The organism is Mesorhizobium subarcticum, assembly GCF_055456085.1.
Genome location: NZ_CM144237.1, coordinates 1,513,415 through 1,532,353 on the forward strand (window position 1 = coordinate 1,513,415; position 18,939 = coordinate 1,532,353).

Annotated in this window: 17 protein-coding genes; 9 read left to right on the forward strand and 8 right to left on the reverse strand. The window is 62.0% G+C overall.

Annotated elements, in window-relative coordinates:
- Position 1: 1 nt before the first annotated feature.
- From dnaQ to ACZYHG_RS07260, 5 genes are all read right to left on the reverse strand, one after another.
- On the reverse strand, positions 2-697 hold the full coding sequence (gene dnaQ, locus ACZYHG_RS07240) for a DNA polymerase III subunit epsilon (RefSeq protein ID WP_464613188.1): 696 nt from the start codon (positions 695-697) through the stop codon (positions 2-4).
- A 96-nt stretch (positions 698-793) separates the two neighbouring features.
- Positions 794-1,375, reverse strand: a complete 582-nt coding sequence (coaE, locus tag ACZYHG_RS07245; protein WP_464613189.1) for a dephospho-CoA kinase — start codon at positions 1,373-1,375, stop codon at positions 794-796.
- Positions 1,372-2,214: a shikimate dehydrogenase gene (locus ACZYHG_RS07250; protein ID WP_464613190.1), complete on the reverse strand. Its 843-nt coding sequence runs from the start codon at positions 2,212-2,214 to the stop codon at positions 1,372-1,374. The genes coaE and ACZYHG_RS07250 overlap by 4 nt, the downstream gene beginning before the upstream one ends.
- Positions 2,207-2,806 carry a Maf-like protein gene (locus ACZYHG_RS07255; protein ID WP_464613191.1) on the reverse strand — a complete coding sequence of 200 codons (600 nt, stop codon included), beginning with the start codon at positions 2,804-2,806 and terminating at the stop codon, positions 2,207-2,209. Before ACZYHG_RS07255 ends, ACZYHG_RS07250 begins: the two co-directional genes overlap by 8 nt.
- A 170-nt stretch (positions 2,807-2,976) precedes the next feature.
- Positions 2,977-3,798 (reverse strand): pyruvate, water dikinase regulatory protein, encoded by an 822-nt coding sequence (locus tag ACZYHG_RS07260; protein ID WP_027059276.1) that lies wholly within the window; start codon positions 3,796-3,798, stop codon positions 2,977-2,979.
- Positions 3,799-4,202: 404 nt separating this feature from the next.
- On the opposite strand from ACZYHG_RS07260, the gene hemE reads away from it, so the two are divergent.
- The 4 genes from hemE (at position 4,203) to yddG (ending at position 8,309) form a co-directional block, all read left to right on the forward strand.
- Entirely contained in the window at positions 4,203-5,234 is a 1,032-nt protein-coding gene (hemE, locus tag ACZYHG_RS07265) for a uroporphyrinogen decarboxylase (RefSeq protein WP_464613192.1), read from the forward strand.
- Complete coding sequence (hemJ, locus tag ACZYHG_RS07270; protein ID WP_464613193.1) at positions 5,234-5,782, forward strand: protoporphyrinogen oxidase HemJ; 549 nt, start codon at positions 5,234-5,236, stop codon at positions 5,780-5,782. The genes hemE and hemJ overlap by 1 nt, the downstream gene beginning before the upstream one ends.
- 176 nt (positions 5,783-5,958) lie before the next feature.
- Complete coding sequence (rho, locus tag ACZYHG_RS07275) at positions 5,959-7,224, forward strand: transcription termination factor Rho (protein WP_027032049.1); 1,266 nt, start codon at positions 5,959-5,961, stop codon at positions 7,222-7,224.
- 185 nt (positions 7,225-7,409) lie between these two features.
- Entirely contained in the window at positions 7,410-8,309 is a 900-nt protein-coding gene (gene yddG / locus ACZYHG_RS07280) for an aromatic amino acid exporter YddG (protein ID WP_464613194.1), read from the forward strand.
- Between the two features lie 2 nt (positions 8,310-8,311).
- Here yddG and ACZYHG_RS07285 read toward each other — a convergent pair whose 3' ends face one another.
- Positions 8,312-10,330 (reverse strand): thioredoxin domain-containing protein, encoded by a 2,019-nt coding sequence (locus ACZYHG_RS07285; protein WP_464613195.1) that lies wholly within the window; start codon positions 10,328-10,330, stop codon positions 8,312-8,314.
- Between the two features lie 61 nt (positions 10,331-10,391).
- Between ACZYHG_RS07285 and mnmE the strand changes: the two genes are divergently transcribed.
- The 5 genes from mnmE (at position 10,392) to ACZYHG_RS07310 (ending at position 16,310) form a co-directional block, all read left to right on the forward strand.
- Positions 10,392-11,720: a tRNA uridine-5-carboxymethylaminomethyl(34) synthesis GTPase MnmE gene (gene mnmE / locus ACZYHG_RS07290; RefSeq protein WP_464614639.1), complete on the forward strand. Its 1,329-nt coding sequence runs from the start codon at positions 10,392-10,394 to the stop codon at positions 11,718-11,720.
- Between the two features lie 264 nt (positions 11,721-11,984).
- Complete coding sequence (gene mnmG / locus ACZYHG_RS07295) at positions 11,985-13,874, forward strand: tRNA uridine-5-carboxymethylaminomethyl(34) synthesis enzyme MnmG (protein WP_464613196.1); 1,890 nt, start codon at positions 11,985-11,987, stop codon at positions 13,872-13,874.
- Positions 13,871-14,503, forward strand: coding sequence for a 16S rRNA (guanine(527)-N(7))-methyltransferase RsmG (gene rsmG, locus ACZYHG_RS07300; RefSeq protein ID WP_464613197.1), 633 nt, complete (start codon positions 13,871-13,873; stop codon positions 14,501-14,503). Before mnmG ends, rsmG begins: the two co-directional genes overlap by 4 nt.
- A gap of 53 nt (positions 14,504-14,556) precedes the next feature.
- Positions 14,557-15,357, forward strand: a complete 801-nt coding sequence (locus ACZYHG_RS07305; RefSeq protein ID WP_464613198.1) for a ParA family protein — start codon at positions 14,557-14,559, stop codon at positions 15,355-15,357.
- Positions 15,358-15,422: 65 nt separating this feature from the next.
- Positions 15,423-16,310, forward strand: a complete 888-nt coding sequence (locus ACZYHG_RS07310; RefSeq protein ID WP_464613199.1) for a ParB/RepB/Spo0J family partition protein — start codon at positions 15,423-15,425, stop codon at positions 16,308-16,310.
- A gap of 284 nt (positions 16,311-16,594) precedes the next feature.
- Here the strand turns inward: ACZYHG_RS07310 and holA are convergent, their stop codons facing one another.
- The gene (gene holA, locus ACZYHG_RS07315) at positions 16,595-17,638 is read right to left on the reverse strand and encodes a DNA polymerase III subunit delta (protein WP_464613200.1); all 1,044 of its coding nucleotides are present in this window, start codon (positions 17,636-17,638) and stop codon (positions 16,595-16,597) included.
- Positions 17,639-17,693: 55 nt separating this feature from the next.
- Positions 17,694-18,800 (reverse strand): hypothetical protein, encoded by a 1,107-nt coding sequence (locus tag ACZYHG_RS07320; protein ID WP_464613201.1) that lies wholly within the window; start codon positions 18,798-18,800, stop codon positions 17,694-17,696.
- Between the last annotated feature and the right edge of the window lie 139 nt (positions 18,801-18,939).

An 18,939-nucleotide genomic window follows, 5' to 3' on the forward strand; every position in this document is an offset into this window, starting at 1 on the left:
ATCAACCGGCTTTCAGCCACAGCGCCTTTTCGCCGAGCGTGGCGACCATGGCGGCATGCGCGGCGCGCTCCGCTTCGGTCAGGCGCGGCAGCAACGGCGCCGGGCGTTGGGCGACGATGATTTCGATGTGCCTGACATTGTCGCCCTGCGCCGGCGCGGTGGCGCTGTCGAGGATAAGAGCCGCCTGCTTGCCGCCGATCAGCTCGATATAGACCTCGGCCAGCAGTTCGGAATCGAGCAACGCGCCGTGCTTGGTGCGCTTGGTGTTGTCGATGCCGTAGCGCCGGCACAGCGCGTCGAGCGAATTGGGGCCCATCGGGTGCTTGCGCCGCGCCAGCGCCAGCGTGTCGACGACGAGGCCGGGATCGACATTGGGATGGCCGAGCCGGCCGAACTCGACATTGAGGAAGCCGATATCGAAGGTCGCGTTATGCGCGACCAGCTTGGCGCCGTCGGTGAAGTCGAGCCACGCCTGCGCGATGTCGGCAAAGGTCGGCTTGCCCTCAAGATCCGCCGCGCTGATGCCGTGCACGGCCTGCGCCTCGGCATGGATCGCGCGCCCTTGCGGGTTGATATAGTGGTGGAACGTCCTGCCCGTCGGGAAACGATTGACCAGCTCGACGCCGCCCAGCTCGATCACGCGGTCGTCGCGCGAATCAAGGCCGGTGGTTTCCGTATCGAAGATGATCTCACGCATCGAATCAGGTGCTCCTGGGGGCAGAATCACGAGACCGGAACAAAATGGCAATGGGCAATGCTGACACAGTGGCGTCAGTAACCGGCTTCGCCGGACTTATCCCCGGAGTTCCGCGATGATCGCATCAACGGCAGCACGCGCAACATCCAGCCCCTGGCCCGTATCGATGACGAAATCCGCCAACCTGCGCTTCTCCTCATCCGGCACCTGCTTGGCCAGGATCGCCGCCAGTTTTTCCTCGGTCATGCCAGGCCGGGCCAGCACGCGCTGGCGCTGGATATCGGCCGGAGCGGTGACAACGACCACCTTGTCGACGCGGCCACGACCGCCGGTTTCGAACAGCAGCGGAATGTCGAGCACGGCGATCGATTCGCCGGCGGTACGATACTTGGCCAGGAAGGCTTCCGCGTCGGCGCGCACCAGCGGATGGATGATGGCTTCCAGCTTTTTCAACGCGGCGGTGTCGCCAAGCACACGAGTGCCGAGTTTTGCCCGATCGACCACGCCGGCGACAGTCGTCCCGGGAAACGCCGCCTCAACCAGAGGCGCCGCCTTGCCGGCGTAGAGGCGATGCACGGCCTCGTCGGAATCATGGACCGGCACGCCGGCCTCGGCAAACATCTTTGCCGTTGTCGACTTGCCCATGCCGATCGAGCCGGTGAGACCGAGCACGATCATGGTTTCGGCACCAGATCGGCAACGATGATCGCGCGCAGCTCAGCCGTAACCTGCGGCCTGACGCCGAACCAATGTTCGAAGCCCGGTACGGCCTGGTTGAGCAGCATGCCGAGGCCGTCGACCGTCTTCAGCCCCCTGGCGCGCGCGGCGGCGAGCAATGGGGTTTCGAGCGGTACATAGACAAGGTCGGTGACGACGGCGTGGTCGGGCAGCAGGGCCGGATCGGCCGGGAGGCCTTCATTACCGACCATGCCGAGCGCGGTGGTGTTGACCAGCAGCCCGGCGTCGGTCAACAGTTCGCCGGTCGCCGCCGTGCCATGCGCCGAAACGCCGGCGCCGAAACGATCGCGCAATTCCTGCGCCCGGGCGAGCGTGCGGTTGACGATGCGGATGTCGGCGACACCGCGTTGCTTCAGCGCCTGGATGACGGCGCGCGACGCGCCGCCGGCGCCGAGCACGACCGCGGGTCCGGTGCTCGCCCAGCCCGGCGCATAGTCATCGAGATTGGCGGCAAAGCCGTGGCCATCGGTGTTGCCGCCCCACAGGACGCCGTCCTCGAACCACAGCGTGTTGACGGCGCCGATTTCCTCTGCGGCCTGGTCGCGGCGTTGGACAAGAGCGAAGGCGGCTTCCTTGTGCGGAATGGTGACGTTGCCGCCCTGAAAGCCGTTTGCCTGCAATGTGCCGATGAATTCGGCAAAGTCCTGCGGCGCCACATCGATCGCCTCATAGCTGCCGTCGATGCCATGCTTTGCCAGCCAATGGCCATGGATCTTCGGCGAGCGCGAATGCTTGATCGGATGGCCGGTGACGAAAGCTTTCTTCGACATCTCAGCCATCGATGGCTCCCAGCGTGCGCAGTTCGGCCAGCAGCGGCAAAAGCGGCAGGCCGACGATGGTGAAATGGTCGCCTTCGATCTTGTCGAACAGCTGAATGCCTTCACCTTCGATCTGGTAGGCGCCGACGCTGGTCAGCACCTTGGCGCCGACACGGGCGAGATGACGGCCGATAAAGCCGGGCTCGAGCTTGCGCATGGTCATCGAGGCGATGCCGACATGGCGCCACAACACCTGGCCGTCGCGCACCAGCACCGCGGCGCTGTTGAGCTGATGGGTCTTGCCCGACAGCGCCAGCAGATGGCGGCGCGCACCCTCCATGTCGGCCGGCTTGTGGAACACTTCGTCTCCGAGCGACAAAGTCTGGTCGCAACCGAGCACCAGGGCGCCTGGCCGGCGCTCGCTCACCTCCGTGGCCTTGGCCTCAGCCAGCACCAGGGCGACATCCTCAGGCGAAACACCGCTGTGCTGCAACGGCGCCTCGAGCGCGCGCTCGTCGACTTCGGCCGGCACCGCATCGACGTCGATGCCGGCATTGAGGAGCATCGCCTTGCGGAAGGGACTGCCGGAGGCGAGGATGATTTTTTCGGTCATGATTTTTTTCGCCCGGTTTCCTGGCGCCAACTAGGGTGTTGAGATTCAGGTCAGGCCGCGCCGAAAATGGTGGCTTCCGAGAACCGGAGCGGAGCGTACTTTTCGTACGTAAGCACCGGAAGCGCAGGAAGCCGTCGTTTGCAGGCCGGCCTCACCTGAATATCAACGCCCTAGCGCGTCTTCCCCCTCAGGGCAACAATGGCCGCCGCCGTTTCCTCTATCGAGCGGCGGCTGACGTCGATCATCGGCCAGCCATGGCGGGTGCAGATCTGGCGGGCGTAGGCGAGTTCCTCGGTGATGGAAGCGCGGTCGACATAGTCGGTCGCTTCATAAGAACTGCTGTTGCCAAGAATGCGGTTCTGCCGGACATGCGAGATGCGTTCGGCGGTGGCGATCAGCCCGACGATCAGGGGCGTCTTGGCGGCAACCAGGCTCTCCGGCACCGGCACGCCGAGCACGATCGGGATGTTGGCGGTCTTGATGCCGCGGTTGGCGAGATAGATGCTGGTCGGCGTCTTCGACGTCCGCGAGATGCCGATCAGCACGACATCGGCATCGTCCATGTTGAGCGGCAGCTGGCCATCATCATGGTCCATGGTGAAGTTGAGCGCATCGATGCGGCGGAAATATTCGGCGTCGAGAACATGCTGGGCGCCGACGCGGCGGCCGGCCGGCGTGCCGAGATAGGACTGGAAGACGGTGAGCACCGGCTCCAGCACCGACACGCAGGGCAAGCCCATTGTGGCGCAGCGCTCGTCGATGCCGCGCGCCAGCTTCTGGTCGACGACCGTGTAGAGGATGATGCCCGGCTCCTCCTCGATGTCCTCGAACACTTTGGCCACCTGCTTTTCGGTGCGGATGAGCGGGTAGATGTGTTCGATGGCGCGCGCATCCTTATATTGCGCCGAAGCCGCGCGGCCGGCGGCGAGCAGCGTTTCGCCGGTCGCGTCGGAAATCAGGTGCAGGTGAAAGAAGCTCTGGGGTTTGTTCACAGGGTTCACCTGGGGGCTGTGGGTGGGTGTGGATAAACCGGGATAGAAAGAGGGGCCGGTCGGGAGCGACTGTATCAGATGGCGGTTTGTCCACAATTCGCTGTGCTGTCAGCTTCGTCGGGTGGCTGGGGACAAGTCTGGGGACCGGTATTTTTGCCCTGCTTCTATCCACAGGGCTTACTTTTCCCGGGGCGTCCTAACGCTTTGACTCTGGTAGCGGATTCCAAACTATCCCCAGAACCCTACATCCGGGAGAAAGAAACGCGCGACAATATGCTTGCTGGTGTTTTTCGGGGCAAAGCGGGACAGGTGACAACCACCACAACCAACAGACTCTTAGAATCAGAAGAATCTTAGATATAAGAATCTTTAAGATTATAGGGAGGCTGGGAGAGGCGAGATCGATGCCCAAAAGCCGGATCATGCTGGACGTCTTGAAAGGCGAAGCGGTGTTTCCGCCTCCGCTCTGGATGATGCGCCAAGCCGGGCGTTATCTGCCGGAGTATCGTGAGACGCGCAGGCGCGCCGGTTCGTTCCTCGACCTCTGCTATGATCCCGACCTTGCTGTGGAAGTGACGATGCAGCCGATCGAGCGCTTTGGCTTCGATGCCTCGATCCTGTTCTCCGACATCCTTGTCGTTCCGCATGCGCTTGGCCGCGATGTGCGCTTCGAAGAGGGGAGAGGGCCATTGCTGACACCGATCTCAGCGCCGGAGATTCTGGCTCTGGAAAGCGATGTGTTTCACGTGAATCTCGAACCTGTCTATGAGACGGTTCGCCGATTGCGCGCCAAACTGCCTGAGGAGACGACCCTGATCGGCTTCTGCGGCGCCCCATGGACGGTGGCGACCTACATGATCGCCGGCCATGGCACACCCGACCAGGCGCCGGCGCGGCTGTTTGCCTATCGCGAGCCGGCGGCGTTTCAACATCTGCTGAAAGTGCTCGCCGATTATTCAGCCGCCTATCTCATTCGTCAGATCGAAGCGGGCGCGGATGTGGTGCAGATTTTTGATTCGTGGTCAGGCGTGCTCGACGACGCGTCTTTTGAGCAGTTCTGCGTGCAGCCTGTCGCGGAGATCGTGAAACAGGTTCGGGCCGTTCATCCCAAGGTTCCGATCATCGGTTTCCCCAAGGGCGCGGGCGCGCGCTACCACACCTATCGCCAGAAGACCGGTGTGACGGCTCTGGGGATCGACTGGACGGTGCCCCTGGACGCAGCAAAGACATTGCAGCGCTCGGGTGCGGTCCAGGGCAATCTCGATCCCTTGCGCCTCGTGGCTGGCGGCAACGCGCTGTCAGACGGCGTCGAGGCGATCCTGAAAGCGCTGGGAGATGCGCCGCTGATCTTCAATCTCGGCCACGGCATCACGCCGGAGACGCCGATCGCCCATGTCGAGGCGATGGTGAAACAGGTTCGGAGCGCGACACGCTGATGGCTTCTTCAAACAACGCCGGCAACACCAGCAACAGCACCGGCCAGGCGATGATGCGGATGACCGTCGGTATCGGTGTGCTGGTGGTTCTCACCGCGCTTCTGTTTTTCTTCGCTCCGGAGAGTTTCTATCCCTGGGCGAAGGCGATCCATATCCTCGCCGTCATCTCCTGGATGGCCGGCATGCTCTATCTGCCTCGCCTGTTCGTCTATCATGTCGATGCCGAGAAAGGCTCGGTGCAGTCGGAGACCTTCAAGGTGATGGAGCGGCGCCTGCTGCGCGGCATCATCAACCCGGCGATGATCGTGACCTGGGTGTTCGGCCTGTGGCTCGCCTGGAAAGTGTTTGGATTCCAGGGCGGATGGCTGCACGCCAAGATCGGCCTGGTGCTTCTGTTGTCGGGCGTTCATGGCTATCTGGCTGGCGCGGTGCGCAAATTCGCCGAGGACCGCAATGAAAAACCGGCAAGGCACTGGCGGATCGTCAATGAGATCCCCACATTGCTGATGATCGCCATCGTGATCCTGGTTGTCGTCAAGCCGTTCTGAGCCTTTATCGGTCTCACAAAACGCGGCTTGCTCTTTCACCCGACCGACGATAAAAGACGGGTCTTCCTTCCCGTCATGCGCCGCCCCTCATTGCTTTCGGCCGCGCCCGGCATTTGTCGCATCCCGTCGATATCCTCCCAAAGCCTGTCCAGACTCCATCTATTCAAGGTCCGTTTATGCAAGAAATGAAACTCGCCGAGTTCAAGAACAAGAAACCGCCAGAGCTGATCGCTTATGCCGAATCGCTCGAGGTCGAGAACGCCAGCGTCATGCGCAAGCAGGAGCTGATGTTCGCGATCCTGAAGAAACTGGCCGCCCAGGACGTCGAGATCATCGGCGACGGTGTGGTCGAAGTGCTCCAGGACGGGTTCGGCTTCCTGCGCTCGGCCAATGCCAACTACCTGCCAGGTCCCGACGACATCTATATTTCGCCATCGCAGATCCGGCGCTTCTCATTGAAGACCGGCGATACGGTCGAAGGGCCGATCCGCAGCCCGAAAGAGGGCGAGCGCTATTTCGCGCTGCTCAAGGTCAACACGATCAATTTCGACGATCCCGAAAAGATCCGTCACAAGATCCACTTCGACAATCTGACGCCGCTCTATCCGACGTCGCGGCTGAAGATGGAAATGGAGGTTCCGACCTCCAAGGATATTTCGGCCCGCGTCATTGACCTGGTGGCGCCGCTCGGCAAGGGCCAGCGCGCCCTGATCGTCGCGCAGCCGCGTACGGGTAAAACCGTGCTGCTGCAGAACATCGCCCACTCCATCACCACCAACCATCCCGAATGCTATCTGATCGTGCTGCTGATCGATGAGCGTCCCGAAGAAGTGACCGACATGCAGCGTTCGGTGAAGGGCGAGGTTGTCTCCTCGACCTTCGACGAACCGGCGGTGCGCCACGTGCAAGTCGCCGAAATGGTCATCGAGAAGGCCAAGCGCCTGGTCGAACATGGCCGCGACGTGGTCATCCTGCTCGATTCCATCACCCGTCTCGGCCGTGCCTACAACACCGTGGTGCCGTCATCCGGCAAGGTGCTGACCGGCGGTGTCGACGCCAACGCTTTGCAGCGGCCGAAGCGCTTCTTCGGTGCCGCCCGTAACATCGAGGAGGGCGGCTCGCTGACCATCATTGCCACCGCGCTGATCGATACCGGCAGCCGCATGGACGAAGTCATCTTCGAAGAGTTCAAGGGCACCGGCAATTCGGAAATCGTGCTCGACCGCAAGGTCGCCGACAAGCGCATCTATCCGGCCATGGACATCTTGAAATCTGGCACCCGCAAGGAAGACTTGCTGGTCGCGCGTTCCGACCTGCAGAAGATCTTCGTGCTGCGCCGCATCCTGGCGCCGATGGGAACGACCGATGCGATCGAGTTCCTCATCGACAAGCTCAAGCAGACCAAGACCAACGCCGACTTCTTCGATTCGATGAATACGTAAAATCTGGGAACACGTAAAATCTGGCCGAATTTTCGGCCGGCATTGAACCCCGTTCCGGGAAACCGGAACGGGGTTTTTCATTGCGGAGGAGGAAGTCGCTTTTCCGCTAGGGATTGGCCATGGCCGGCAGCGGAAACCTGCGGCTTCGTGCGATTGATCTTGCTTCGAACCCCGGAAGAGGCCGCATGGAGAAGACTGTCCCGACCCTGATCGGCTTTTCGGCGATCCTGACCTGGTCGTTTCTGGCACTGCTTTCAACGGCTGCCGGCCCGATACCGCCCTTTCAGCTGGCCGCCATGACGTTTTTCTTGGGATCGCTGGTCGGCGCGAGCAGCTGGATTTTCCGCCCGGGCGCGATCCGGTCGCTGCGCCAGCCCTGGAAAGTCTGGGCGACCGGCGTTGCAGGCCTGTGCATCTATCACTGCGCGTACTTCTTCGCGATCCAGTCGGCGCCGCCGGTCGAGGTCAGCCTGATCGCCTATCTCTGGCCGTTGCTGATCGTCGTCTTCGCCACCTTCCTGCCCGGTGAAAGGCTGAGGCTTCACCATGTCATCGGTGTCGTCCTCGGTCTTGCCGGCGCTATCGTCGTCATTACCAAGGGCGGCACGATCGGCCTCGCCAACGGCGTGATGAAGGGCCACGTCATCGCGCTGTTCTGTGCATTCATCTGGGCCGGTTATTCCGTGCTGTCGCGCCGTTTTGGCCAGGTGCCGACCGACGTCGTGGCCGGTTATTGCTTCATCACCGCGGTTGTCGCGTTCGCGCTGCATCTGGCGCTTGAAGCCACGGTCTGGCCGCAGACGGCGACGCAATGGAGCGCGATCGTGGTGCTGGGTGCGATCCCTCTCGGTGCCGGTTTCTATGCCTGGGACTATGGCTGCAAGCACGGAGACATCATGATCCTCGGCGCCTTGTCCTACGCCGCGCCACTGTTTTCGGTGATCGTGCTGCTGCTGGCCGGATTTGGCGTGTTCCACTGGTCCGTGGCGCTGGCCTGCGTGCTGATCACGATCGGCGCTGTGATCGCGGCCAAGGATCTGTTGTTCAAGCCACGGCAAGTGGAGGCTCTGGCGGACAAGCTATGATGCTACGGACGGCGCAGAAGCCGGTCGAGCTCGTCCGGATCGGTCACGACAGGGAGGCAGACCTGACCTGTACAAAGCCAGGCACCCATTTTGCCGGTTGGTGGCAAAATTCCTCCGGGCAGCAAGGGTCGATTCGTCTCCGAACCGACTGCGACGACAATGTCTACACGGCGCGGATCAGGGTTTCGATTCGCAACCGGAACAAGCTTGGGATCAACCAGATCGTCGATCAGCACCAGTTTCAACGGCTCGATCGCCAGGGCGCAGGCATTGACGATGCCGGCCTGGCCATAGGCCTGGTGCGCCGCGCGACCGGCTGCATGCTCGGCGACCTGCCAGGCGCGCTCCTGAAGGTCGAGATCGCCGGTGATGGAAGCGAGCCGCACCAGCGCCTCGATGATCTGGCTGGTGGCCGATGGAATGGCTTCATCGACATCGCCCCTGATGCGGATCGGCACGTCGGTGCTGTCGGAAGCGGTGAGATAATAGCCCGTGCCCGCCGCATCGGCATGCCAATGGTCGAGCTGTTTGATGAATTGCTTCGCCTGGTCGATATAGGTCCAATCGCCTGACGCTTCGAACAGCGAGATCGCGGCATTGGCCATGGCGGCGTAGTCGCTGGACAGTGCGGGAAACAGTTTCCTGGCGCCGAGCATGGAATGTGGCAAACGACCCTCTCGGCTGGCGGCGCTGATATGGGCGAACGCCTTTGCCGCGGCCTCGATCCAGTCTCGCCGCGCCAGCGAGCGGCCGGCCTCGGCTAGTGCTGCGATCATCAGGCCGTTCCAGTCGCTGAGGGTCTTTGCATCGAGACCCGGCCTGACCCGTTCTTCGCGGACGGCGAGAAGCCTAGCTTTGAGAGGATTGAGTTTTTCGCGATCGATTACACTTTGCGCCTGCTGCGACCGGGTTTGATGGACAACCGGCTTGCCCTCCCAGCCATGTGGGCTGGATAGTGTGAAGTGTTTGAAAAACAAAGCTGAATCGCCGCCGAGGACGGTCTCTACCTCTTCCTTGGTCCAGGTGTAGAAAAGCCCTTCCTCGCCATCGCTATCGGCGTCGAGGCTGGCAGCGAAGGCACCGCCATCGACGCGCATTTCGCGCAGCAGCCAGGCGATTGTCTCTTCGATTCGTATCCGGAACAAATCATTGCCGCTGGCCGAGAAAGCCCAATTGCAGAAGCGGATCAGCGCCGCATTGTCGTAGAGCATCTTCTCGAAATGCGGCACCAGCCATTCGGCATCGGTCGAGTAGCGGCTGAGCCCACCGCCAATGTGATCATAGATGCCACCGGCGAGCATCTGTTCCAGGCTGACAAGCACATCGTCGCGGTGGGCGGCGTTGCCGTCGCGCAACCAGGACAACCAGAGGGCCAGCATGAACGGGGCGTTCGGGAATTTGGGTGCGCCACGCAGGCCGCCGAGATCGCGGTCGATCATGCCGTCGATGCGGCCGGCGAGGTCGGTGAGCGTGCCGCGGTCAAGGCTCTCCTTGGCGTGTGTGCCGGAGAGACGGGCCTCGACATGCGAGGTCAGGCCATCGGCGCTCTGATGCAGGCTCGCCCGCTTTTCCCGCCACGCTTTGTCGACCGCTTCCATCACCTGGATGAAACCCGGGCGGCCATAGCGCGGCTCGCGCGGAAAATAGGTGCCGCCCCAGAATGGCTTGCCATCCGGGGTCAGGAACATGGTCAGCGGCCAGCCGCCTTGCTCGCCCATCGATGACAAGGCGGCCATATAGATCTGGTCGATGTCGGGACGCTCCTCGCGGTCGACCTTGATATTGACGAACAGACGGTTCATGACGGCGGCGACGCCGTCATTCTCGAAGCTTTCATGCGCCATGACATGGCACCAGTGGCAGGCGGCATAGCCGACGGAGAGCAGGATCGGCCTGTCCAGGGCCTTTGCTTCGTCGAGCGACGCCGGCGACCAGGCCCGCCAGTGCACGGGATTGCCGCTGTGCTGCTGCAAATAGGGGCTGGCTTCTTCAGCAAGCAGGTTTTGCGCGGGCAGCGTCACGATGGGCAAACTCGGGTTGTTTCGAAGGCGCGACGCTAGGGCGGTTCGACAGAGCGGGCAAATGATTTCAGGTGATTCCATCGTAGCGCTGTCGAGCGGCCGGCTTCCGGCCGGCGTTGCCGTGCTGCGTATTTCTGGCCCCCAGACTCGATTCGTTGTCGAAACGATTGCCGGAGGCATGGTTAAGGACCGAGTTGCGGTCCTGCGCAAGTTCCGAGCGCCTGATGGAACCGTGCTCGACAGCGGTCTGGTACTCGTCTTTTCGGGCCCGGCCAGCTTTACCGGCGAGGATGTCGCTGAATTCCACGTCCATGGCGGACGCGCTGTGGTGGCCAGGATGCTGGAAACGATTGCTGGGTTTGACGGCGTCAGGCACGCCGAGCCGGGCGAATTTACGCGCCGCGCCTTTCTCAATGGCAAACTCGACCTGGTTGAGACCGAGGCGCTGGCCGATCTGGTCAATTCCGAAACCGAGGCGCAGCGGCGCTTCGCCATTCAGAATGCTGAAGGTGTCCAGAGCAAGCTATATATGAGCTGGCGTCGGCGGTTGATCCATGCGCGCGCGATGATCGAAGCCGAGATCGACTTTGCCGATGAGGATGATGTGCCCGGTTCCGTTTCGGATACGGTCTGGTCCGATATCAGGGCGATGATCGGTGAGATCGACCATCATGTCGCCGGATTCCACGCCGCCGAGATCATCCGCGATGGATTCGAGGTCGTCATTTTGGGTGCGCCGAATGCCGGCAAGTCGAGTCTGTTCAATGCCCTGGCGCGCCGCGATGCAGCTATTGTAACGGATGAACCCGGCACGACACGGGATCTGCTCGAGGTCGTGTTGGATCTCCAGGGATTGCGTATCAGGCTGACGGACACCGCCGGCCTGCGCGAGGCGCCGGGCAAGGTCGAGGCGATCGGCATCGAGAAGGCCAGGGCGAAGGCTGACCGCGCCGATCTTTTGCTGCTGCTGGAAGACATTTCATCCCCACGGCACGTCGGTCCAGTCCCAACGGCGCCTCTGTTGCGCGTCGGCACCAAGGTTGACCTGCTGGATGAGAAGGCGGCTTGGGGTGCCGCCGGTCGCTATGACCTTGTCATTTCAGCTCTTAACGGGACGGGTGTGGAAGCGCTATTGGCGGAGATCGGCCGTCGCGCGGCAGATGCGGCCGGGGATATAGGAGATGTTCTGCCTTCGCGCCTGCGCCATGTCGAGTTGCTCAACGATGCGAATCGTCACCTTGTTCTCGCGATGGATGGCCACGCTACTGGGCAGGAACTGCGCGCCGAGGAGTTGCGGCTCGCGGCGGACCGCCTGGGCAGGATCGTCGGCGCGATCGATGTCGAGGATATGCTGGACGTGATCTTCGGGCAGTTCTGTATCGGCAAATGACTCACGTGAAACAATCACTTGGCCGAACAGCGATGGTGCTGGATGCTACGACACTCCTATCTGGCGGAGACATCAGACGAAGTTGAATGACGCATTCGCCAGCCGTGACTCACGTGAAACAACCGCAACGGCGTGACTCACGTGAAACATCGCGACGTGAGGCTCACAAGCTGTTTCACGTGAAACTTGCAGCGAAGTTTTCTTGACAGGTTCGCCCCGTGGGGACATGTGTCCCTCAATCTTTCGAGTCCAGGACATTAGGAAATGACCGATCACTATGATGTGGTTGTGGTGGGCGGCGGCCATGCGGGTTGCGAGGCGGCCAGCGCTGCCGCGCGCGCCGGTGCCAAAACCGCGCTGGTGACGCTGCGCTTCGATACGATCGGCGTGATGTCGTGCAATCCTGCGATCGGCGGACTAGGCAAGGGCCATCTGGTCCGCGAAATCGATGCCATGGACGGTCTGATGGGCCGCGTGGCGGATGCCGCCGGCATCCAGTTCCGCTTGCTCAATCGTCGCAAGGGCCCAGCCGTGCGCGGGCCTCGCACACAGGCCGACAGGAAGTTGTACCGCCTGGCCATGCAGGAAGCGATTCGGCAGCAGAACGATCTCGACGTGGTCGAGGGGGAGGTCCTGGATGTCGAGATCAACGAAGGACGGATCGCCGCTGTTCTCCTGGCAGACGGAAGGCGGCTTGTCTGTGGCGCCGTCGTGCTCACGACCGGGACTTTCCTGCGCGGCCTTATTCATATTGGCGAAAAGAAGATCGTCGCCGGCCGCATGAACGAGCAAGCAAGCCTTGGGCTGTCGGCGACTATGAGCCGCGCGGGCTTCAAGCTTGGTCGGCTGAAGACGGGCACGCCGCCGCGGTTGGACGGAAAGACCATCGACTGGCAATCGCTCCAAAGCCAGGCAGCGGATGAGGATCCCGTGCCGTTTTCGCTGATGACCGACCGCATCGAGACGCCGCAAATCGAGTGCGGCATTACCCGCACGACGACGGCCACGCATGAGCTGATCCGCGCCAATCTTGGCCGCTCCGCCATGTATTCCGGCTCGATCGAAGGCGTCGGACCGCGCTATTGCCCGTCGATCGAAGACAAGATCGTCAAGTTCGGTGACCGCGACGGCCACCAGATTTTTCTGGAGCCGGAAGGGCTCGACGACGACACGGTCTACCCCAACGGGATTTCGACCTCGCTACCGGAGGATGTGCAGCTCGACATCTTGAAGACCATTCCCGGTCTTGAGCGTGCGATCATGCTGCAGCCCGGCTATGCCATTGAATATGATCATGTCGATCCGCGCGAACTGCATCAGACGCTTGAGACAAAACGCGTCGGTGGGCTTTTCCTTGCTGGGCAGATCAACGGCACGACCGGCTATGAGGAAGCCGCCGGCCAAGGCCTGCTCGCCGGCCTCAATGCGGCGCGGCGCGCGTCAGGCGACGAGCAGATCGTGCTTAGCCGCACCGAGGCCTATATCGGCGTGATGGTCGATGATCTGACCAGCCGGGGCATCAGCGAGCCCTACCGCATGTTCACGTCTCGCGCTGAATTCCGGCTGTCGCTGCGTGCCGACAATGCGGATGAGCGGCTGACGCCCTTGGCGGCAGGGCTGGGGATCGCCTCGGCGCAGCGGATGCGGCGCTATGGCGATGTCATGCAACATATCGATGAGGCACGGGAGCTGGCGAAGTCGCTGACGATGACGCCCAATGAGGCTGCGCGACATGGGCTGGAGATCAACAGGGATGGTGTGCGCCGGTCCGGCTATGAGTTGCTGACCTATCCCGACGTCGATGTGGCCTGGCTGGCCAAGATTGATCCGAGATTTGCGGCGATTGACGCCAAGACTGCGGAACGTCTCGAAACGGAAGCGAAATATTCGGTCTATCTTGATCGCCAGAAGAGCGATGTCGCACAGATCCGGCATGAGGAAAGCCGGCTGATCCCTGAGGCGGTCGATTTTGCCGGTGTGCCCGGCCTGTCCAATGAATTGAAGCAGAAGATGCAGGTACGGCGGCCGCGCTCGATCGCTGATGCGCAGCGCATGGAGGGCATGACGCCGGCGGCGCTGGCGATCATTGTCGCGCATGTCCGTCATAGCGAGACTGCACAACGCAGGGAGAGCGCACAGAGGGACGTTGCGTGAGGTCTTTCTCCCTGTCGAGCCTGGAGGACGCGGCCGGTCCGGTTTCACGTGAAACATTCGATCGTCTGGTGGCGTTCGAGGCGATGTTCCAGAAATGGAACCGGAGCATCAATCTGGTGGCGCAGTCGACTGCAGGCGATGTCTGGCAGCGCCACATACTGGACAGCGCGCAACTCGCGCGAATCGAACCCAAAGCCACACGCTGGGTCGACATAGGGTCAGGCGGCGGGTTTCCCGGTCTGGTGATGGCGTTTCTGCTTCGCGAGCGCCACGGGGCCAGCATCGACCTGGTGGAAAGCAACCGTAAAAAAGCGTCGTTCCTGCAGACTGTCATCGGCCAGTTCAACCTGCCGGCGCGGGTCGTGGCGCGCCGTATCGAAGACAGCCATGCGCTTGTTTCAGCACCGCAAATCGTCACGGCGCGGGCTCTGGCCTCGCTGTCGACCTTACTCGACCTGTCGGCGCCCTGGCTGACGTCGGGCGCGCGCGGGCTGTTCCACAAAGGCCGGGATTATCGCGCGGAAGTGCAAGAAAGCGTTAACCGATGGACCTTCGATCTGGTAGAACATCCCAGTGTGACCGACCCCCATGGCGTCATCCTCGAACTGTCTGACCTGCGACCTGTCTGATCTCGACTTGTCGGCTATCTGGCGACCCAAAAATGAATTTCTGGCATAGACCCATGATAAAAAACGGCCCCCGAATCATCACCGTAGCCAACCAGAAGGGCGGTGTCGGCAAGACGACCACGGCCATCAATCTGGCCACCGCGCTCGCCGCAATCGGCGAAAAGGTGCTGATCGTCGATCTCGATCCGCAAGGCAACGCCAGCACCGGTCTCGGCATCGACCGCAAGGACCGGACGGTCTCGTCCTACGATGTGCTGACCGGCGAGCTGGATCTGGAAGCCGCGGCCATCCCGACAGCGGTGCCTGGTCTGTCGATCGTGCCGTCGACGCTCGACCTGCTCGGCATCGAGATGGAGATCGCCTCGGCGCCGGACCGGGTGCTCAAGCTGCGCAATGCGCTGCGTGCCGCGACCGAGCGTGGGGCGCCCTTCAATTATGTGCTGATCGATTGCCCGCCTTCGCTCAACCTTTTGACTTTGAATTCAATGGCCGCAGCTGATTCTGTTCTTGTGCCGCTGCAATGCGAGTTCTTTGCGCTGGAAGGCCTCAGCCAGTTGCTGGAAACGGTCGAGCAGGTTCGTCGCTCGATCAATCCGGATCTGATTATCCAGGGCATCGTGCTGACCATGTATGACGGCCGCAACAATCTCGCCAACCAGGTTGTGCAGGATGTCCGGGCGCATATGGGCGACAAGGTCTACGAAACCATCATTCCGCGCAATGTGCGGGTGTCGGAGGCTCCGTCCTACGGCAAGCCGGCGATCCTTTACGATCTGAAGTGCTCGGGCAGCCAGGCCTATCTGCAACTGGCCTCGGAAGTGATCCGCCGCGAGCGTAAATTGCGCGCCGCTTGATTAGATCGGATGCATAATTAACAGCCGATTCGATACCGAAACAATCTTGAGACTTTGGAATAGACATGAGCGAAGACCTTTCAAGAAAAAGACTGGGCCGTGGACTGGCCGCCCTTATCGGCGAAATCGATCGCCCGGTGGCACCGGAAAAGCCCGGCATGAGCGCCGACGGCAAGGTGCCGATCGAATTCCTCAGCCCCAATCCAAAAAATCCGCGCCGCCACTTTGGCGATGCCGAATTGACAGACCTCGCGCAGTCGATCCGCGAACATGGCGTCGTCCAGCCGGTAGTGGCCCGGTCGTCGCCGACGCAGGCGGGCCGCTACGAGATCATCGCCGGCGAGCGGCGCTGGCGGGCGGCGCAGCGCGCCGGGCTGACCGAGATTCCGGTCATCATCCGCGAGGTCAACGACCGCACCGCGCTCGAACTGGCGATCATCGAAAATGTCCAGCGCACCGATCTCAACGCGGTCGAGGAAGCGCTGGGTTACCAGCAATTGATCGACGAGCACGGCTATACCCAGGCCGATCTCGGCAACGTCATTGGCAAGAGCCGCAGCCACGTCGCCAACACGCTCAGGCTGCTGAAGCTGCCGGATGTGATCCGCGACATGCTGGTCGACGGCGCGTTGTCGGCGGGTCATGCCCGCACGCTGGTGACGGCGGAGGATCCGGCCGGCCTTGCCAAGCGTATCGTCGAAGAGGGTCTCTCGGTGCGCCAGGCTGAAGCACTGGCACAGATGCCGGCGGGTTCCACGCCTGCCAAGCCGAAACAGGCGCAAGCCGCGCCGGAGAAGGACACCGACACGCTGGCGCTGGAAAAACTGATGACCGACACGCTCGGCATGATCGTGGCGATAGATCACAAGGGCAAGGGCGGTGAGCTGCGGGTGAGCTATCGAAGCCTGGAGCAGCTGGATGAGCTGTGCCGGAGATTGAAGCAGGAGCGGTAGTTAGCCGACGAATGATCTTCCGGATTGAGCGGGGGCTGGCAATTGCCAGCCCTTTCTCGTTGGCGCTCTGACGTTCCGCGGCGGCGTTCCAGCTGCCGATCTCCCCCCTCGTGGGGGAGATGCCCGGTAGGGCAGAGGGGGGCGCCGTAGAGCGCTACCTTGACCATCTACGCTAGCCGAGAGCCCACCCGAAGCAGCATCGCGATTGGATTGAGAAGTCCGCGGGACAGCGCCCCCCTCTGGCCTGCCGGCCATCTCCACCACAAGGAAGGAGATCACGCGCTTCACCGCTGCGCCAACCGGCTGCTTTCAATGGCGATCCCCAGCAGCGCCTGCCGTGCCAGTGCCACCGAAAGGTCCGGCCTTCGCCGCGTCTGCAGCACCGCGGTCTGCAGCCGGGTCAGCGCGCGGCTGAGCGCGTCGCTGCTCCAGCGATCGAGCGCCTTCTCCACCAGCTTGCGCCTTGAGAAAAAGACCGGCGGACGGGCGGCGGCAACGACCGAGGCGGCGTTGCGCCCGGCAGAGTCCATCTGGCCGCGCATGATTTGAATCTGCTGCAACTGCCGCATGGCCGAGGACAGCACCAGGAAGGGCGGGCCGCCCGACTGGCAGTGGCGGGTGAAGGCGGTGTCGAAGTCGCCAACCTTGCCTTCGAGAAGCGCGTCGACGGCGTCGTCGAAGGAGGCGCCGGACACGTCGCCCGACATGGCTCTCACCTCTTCCAGCCCGATTTCCTTCTGGCCGTGAGCATAGAGGATGAGTTTCTCGATCTCGCCGCGCGAAGCCAGCCTGTCGCCGCCGAGATTGCGGCGCAGCGCTTGCCTCGCTTCCAGCGTCATCGACATGCCGGCCTTGCGCAGCTCGTCGTCGATGACCGTGTCGATGTCACGAGCCTCATCGGCGTAGCAAGGCAGCGCCATGGCAATGTCGGCCGCTTCGACCACGGCGCGCAGCCCGACGCCTTTCTTGAGATCGCCCGCCTCGATCAGGATGATGGCATCGCGCGCGGGCTCCGCTGCCAGCGCCTTGACGTCGTCGGCCAGCGCCTTCTGGCCGGTGGCATTGCGGACCCACAGCAGGCGCCGGTCGGAAAACATCGGCACGGTGCGGGCCTCGTCGAGCAGCCGGCCCTCGTCGCGATCGACCTCCGAGCCCTCGAGCCTGACCACGGAGAAGGGATCGTCGAGCGGCAGGCCGGTCTTTGCGGCAAAGGCCTTCGCGCGCTCGGAAACAAGCCCGCGATCAGGACCGTAAAGCAGGACGATGGAGATGCGTGCGTCAGGCTTCGCGAGCCAGGAATCGACTTCGAACGCTTTCTTCTGTGCCATGCAGGGTGGTTAGCATGGCACGGGGACGGCGTGAACAAGCCCTTGGCGCCGGCCGCTATTTCTTCTTCTCGGAGGGCTGCACGATGCTGTCAGGCTTGAACAAGGTATCGGCAGCCTCGAGGCGCTCATAGCCTGTCAAAGCCGCGTCAAGCGAATCGTCCTTCTTGACCGTCCATAACGTCACCATTGTGAGATAATTGGCAAAGGCGTTCTGTTCACTTGCGAAAATGGCGGCCAAACGAGAGTCGTTCTGGAAGAACCGATCGAGTTCCTGTTTGATCGCAACGTCGTTCTTTGACAGCGATCCTATAGCCCATACAGCCGATGCTATCGTCATCGCACGCATCATATCCCTGGAGGCCTGATTCTTCGGGCATCCGTATTTCCGCCAAGCGGCGATAATCATGACGTTGGGTCGACCCGGGGTTCCTGCACCCCCGAACTTTCCCATGACGAGACCGATCCGGATCGCGTCCGCCGCCATGCCATCACGGCTGGTTCGAAGATTCTCCAGAATATGGTCGATGTAGGACAAGTCTCTGGTCGCCATGTAGGCGCCAATCAGCAGATCATTGTCCATCGCCACGGAGACGGGCATCACCGTTTTCAGTGGCGTGACGTCGGCGGGGGCTGAATTCTCCAGCTTTCGCGTCGACGCGAAACGACGCGCTTCGTCTGCCATACCAGCCTTGCGAAGTGCGGCCAGATAGAACTCAGCCGCGCGATCGGAACGCACCCCGTCCAGCAGTTTTCGCCGCAGCTCCGGCGCGCTGTCAAACAACGCAGCGAAAAATCCGATGATCGTTCCGTTGTCGATCCTGGGCTGAGCATTGTCCAGGGTGGCGACGAGGCGGTCGAGGCAGGCAGCATCTTTCGTGCGATAGAAAATGCTTATGCAATCGCCTGAGTCCGACTGGGCGAAAGCCGGCCGACCGAGCCCGGCCAGAAACGCCAAAATCGCCAAGGCGACGAAAATTCTCGATCGTCCTTCCCTGATTTGCCTCTCTCGAACGATACAAGTCAGGATAGGTTTTGCGGGGCGGGAGGCGCAACTTGAATCGCCGGGGCGCATCCACGCTAAGAACAAGCTGGCCCAGGATTTATCGCCTGTTGCGGCAATCGCCCGCGACCTTCTGTTAAATTGCGCGTCGCTGCCCAACATCGACAAGAAATTTCGCGGACATATCTACATCTTGTACCGGGGAGGCAGGATCGGCCGGCATGGCTGGTCCGATGGCGAAAGGCTTGCCCGACGAATTCGCTCTGGTCTGGCGGTACGGATGTGCACATATCCTCACCCA

Coding starts and splice junctions, on each gene's coding strand:
- dnaQ (WP_464613188.1), bottom strand. CDS start 697: ATGCGTGAGATCATCTTCGATACGGAAACCACCGGCCTTGATTCGCGC.
- coaE (WP_464613189.1), bottom strand. CDS start 1,375: ATGATCGTGCTCGGTCTCACCGGCTCGATCGGCATGGGCAAGTCGACA.
- ACZYHG_RS07250 (WP_464613190.1), bottom strand. CDS start 2,214: ATGGCTGAGATGTCGAAGAAAGCTTTCGTCACCGGCCATCCGATCAAG.
- ACZYHG_RS07255 (WP_464613191.1), bottom strand. CDS start 2,806: ATGACCGAAAAAATCATCCTCGCCTCCGGCAGTCCCTTCCGCAAGGCG.
- hemE (WP_464613192.1), top strand. CDS start 4,203: ATGCCCAAAAGCCGGATCATGCTGGACGTCTTGAAAGGCGAAGCGGTG.
- hemJ (WP_464613193.1), top strand. CDS start 5,234: ATGGCTTCTTCAAACAACGCCGGCAACACCAGCAACAGCACCGGCCAG.
- rho (WP_027032049.1), top strand. CDS start 5,959: ATGCAAGAAATGAAACTCGCCGAGTTCAAGAACAAGAAACCGCCAGAG.
- yddG (WP_464613194.1), top strand. CDS start 7,410: ATGGAGAAGACTGTCCCGACCCTGATCGGCTTTTCGGCGATCCTGACC.
- mnmE (WP_464614639.1), top strand. CDS start 10,392: ATGATTTCAGGTGATTCCATCGTAGCGCTGTCGAGCGGCCGGCTTCCG.
- mnmG (WP_464613196.1), top strand. CDS start 11,985: ATGACCGATCACTATGATGTGGTTGTGGTGGGCGGCGGCCATGCGGGT.
- ACZYHG_RS07305 (WP_464613198.1), top strand. CDS start 14,557: ATGATAAAAAACGGCCCCCGAATCATCACCGTAGCCAACCAGAAGGGC.
- ACZYHG_RS07310 (WP_464613199.1), top strand. CDS start 15,423: ATGAGCGAAGACCTTTCAAGAAAAAGACTGGGCCGTGGACTGGCCGCC.
- holA (WP_464613200.1), bottom strand. CDS start 17,638: ATGGCACAGAAGAAAGCGTTCGAAGTCGATTCCTGGCTCGCGAAGCCT.
- ACZYHG_RS07320 (WP_464613201.1), bottom strand. CDS start 18,800: ATGTTGGGCAGCGACGCGCAATTTAACAGAAGGTCGCGGGCGATTGCC.